Raw genomic sequence first — 2,253 nt, forward strand, 5'->3', positions numbered from 1 at the left:
CGCTGCATCTGGGTTTGATCCGCGGCGTTCTGGCCGAGGTGCGGGCACCGCTCGCGGCCGACCGGATCGAGCCGTTCGTCGAGCCGTCGCTCTGCCTGGCACACCTGACCCCCGCCCCCGATGAGAGCAACCAGGATCCACACCCACGACCGATGAATTCCGCCTTGCCAGGCAGTCTGCATTGATGAATGCCCCTTCCGCACCTGCGGGAGACTCGAGATGGTGTGACAAGGAGCGTGCACACCTTGGACCAAGAGAATGTGAGCGCCACCCTGACTGTCGCCGTGCCAGCCGTCAGGGTGTTCGCGGCGCTGGCCGACCCGACGAGCCATTCTGTTATCGACGTCACCGGCTGGGTGCAAGAGGCTACCGACCAGGCGCCGCTGACCGAGGTGGAACAGATCTTCCGGATGGACATGTATCACCCAACCATCCACACGGAACTACCAGGTAGCCAACAAGGTTCAGGTCCTCGACCCGCCGCGCGTCATCGGCTTGCTGACGGGGCAGGAGAAGGACGAGGGTCACCTGGAGTTCGGCGGATGGATCTGGCTTTACGACCTGGTGCCGCTTGGCCGGTCGGAGACAGAGGTCACGCTCACCCACGGACGTCGACGGTGCCGCAGTCCATCCGCGAGTACATCCAGTTCCCGCCCTTCGGTCCTGAGCATCTTGCCAACTCCCTGCAGCACCTGGCCGAGCTTGCGGAACCGACGTCCCGGGCTTGGACGCCGGAGGGCTAGACATCTGCCGGTTTGGACTGATTCGCGCCGTCCACCGACGAGTTGGTACGTTTCGCAATCAGTTCGGGCTATACCTGAGTCCAGAATCGTGCCAATGCCCATCAGCACACTCAGTTGTGCGACCATCAGCCGTCGGCAACTGGGGGCAAAGCTGGATTATGTTTGTCCCACACACACTTACGATCGGAGGGTTCTCGAGCAGCGCGTGCCGTCCGGACCGGTATTGCTCATTGCGGCGGGAACTTCGGCAATCGATGGCCCGCATACCAAAGGGTTCCGAGAGAAGGTGGTCGCCGACCTGCCCGATCGGAAGATCGTCCAGATGCCGCAGACGATGGACTTCCAGAGAGTGAATCCGAGCTCGCCCGGATTCGGGAGCTTTACTCGGCCCAACCCGACCTGACGCTGATGATTCGCGACCAGGCCGGGTATAAGCTTGCGCCCGAGTGGTTCCCGAAGGACGAGGTGGTCTACTGCCCGGACTCGGCATTCGGTCTCGGCACCGTTGACGCCATCGCGGCGCCGACGCACGAGGTCGTCGTATTGAAGCGGGGAGACAACGAATCGGTCCACGAGGACCAACCCACGCTGCAATCACCTTGCGCCGGTTCGGGTCTGCCAGTGCGTGGAGTACCTTCGACAGGTCGTACTCGTCCAGATCGGGATGGCCGTTCGCATCCGCCACTGCAGCTCCTTCCCACACAACCTCAACTACCAAACATCTCGTACCCACGACGAGTGCACCGACACAGGTGGGCAGGGTCGGTGGTCACTTGCCGTCGGTGTACCGGTAAATGCCCTCGCGGTCGCCACGCCGAGCTTGCCGGCGTCGAGGTTAGTTCTCCTTCAGCCCAGCGACTTCGCTTTCGCCGATCGCGGGAATTGCGGCCGCGGTCTCGGCGCGTGTGGTGGAGTCGGTGTCACTACTCATCTCGGTCCACGTTTCGCTTCCTGACGGCCACGGCCCTGTATCGGTTCCCCCGGGTGTTCGGATGAGCACCGGCGTGGCCCCGGGCTCGTCGGCAGGTGCGCAGACGAGCCCCAGCAGCCGCGGGTTACGGACGATCCGGGGGGGTTAGATGTCGCCGAAAGCTGCCGCGTAGCGGATGACACCGCTCGGCAGTGGTTCGGCGTCCAGGCTCAGCGCCATCAACGCCTCATCGGGGACCTGCATCTTCATCGTGATGCCGTGCAAGCTGGCTCGGGTGAACCCGAACCGCGGGTAGTAGCCCGGATGCCCGAGGACGGCGACGAAGTGCTCACCCACATGCTTGGCGGCGTCGAGCGCGGCGCGGACGGCGGCCGATCCCACGCCGGTCTTCTGATATCGCGGCAGGACCGCGCACGGTGCCAGGCACAGTGCCGGGGTATCACCGATGTGGGCGCGGGTCAGGAGAGCGTGCCCTACGAGGGCACCGGTGCCGTCGGCGGCGACGATCGAGAGGCCGTCGATCCACGCCGGGTCCCGGCGTAGTGCCTCGACGAGGTCGGCCTCCCCTGCGGTGTCGAA

The 2,253-nt window shown here is 64.6% G+C and carries 1 protein-coding gene and 2 pseudogenes; 2 read left to right on the forward strand and 1 reads right to left on the reverse strand.

Annotated features, from left to right (window positions below; translation table 11 throughout):
* A pseudogene (locus WAW17_RS07565) lies at positions 1-185 on the forward strand (hypothetical protein); the annotation flags it as partial.
* A 3-nt stretch (positions 186-188) separates the two neighbouring features.
* Positions 189-743: pseudogene (locus tag WAW17_RS07570) on the forward strand (polyketide cyclase).
* A gap of 1,075 nt (positions 744-1,818) precedes the next feature.
* Here the strand turns inward: WAW17_RS07570 and WAW17_RS07575 are convergent.
* On the reverse strand, positions 1,819-2,253 hold a 435-nt coding region (locus WAW17_RS07575), incomplete at its 5' end, for a GNAT family N-acetyltransferase (protein WP_422332374.1).

It is taken from the genome of Rhodococcus sp. (in: high G+C Gram-positive bacteria), from assembly GCF_049286785.1.
In the GTDB taxonomy this organism is placed as follows: Bacteria; Actinomycetota; Actinomycetes; order Mycobacteriales; family Mycobacteriaceae; genus Rhodococcus_F.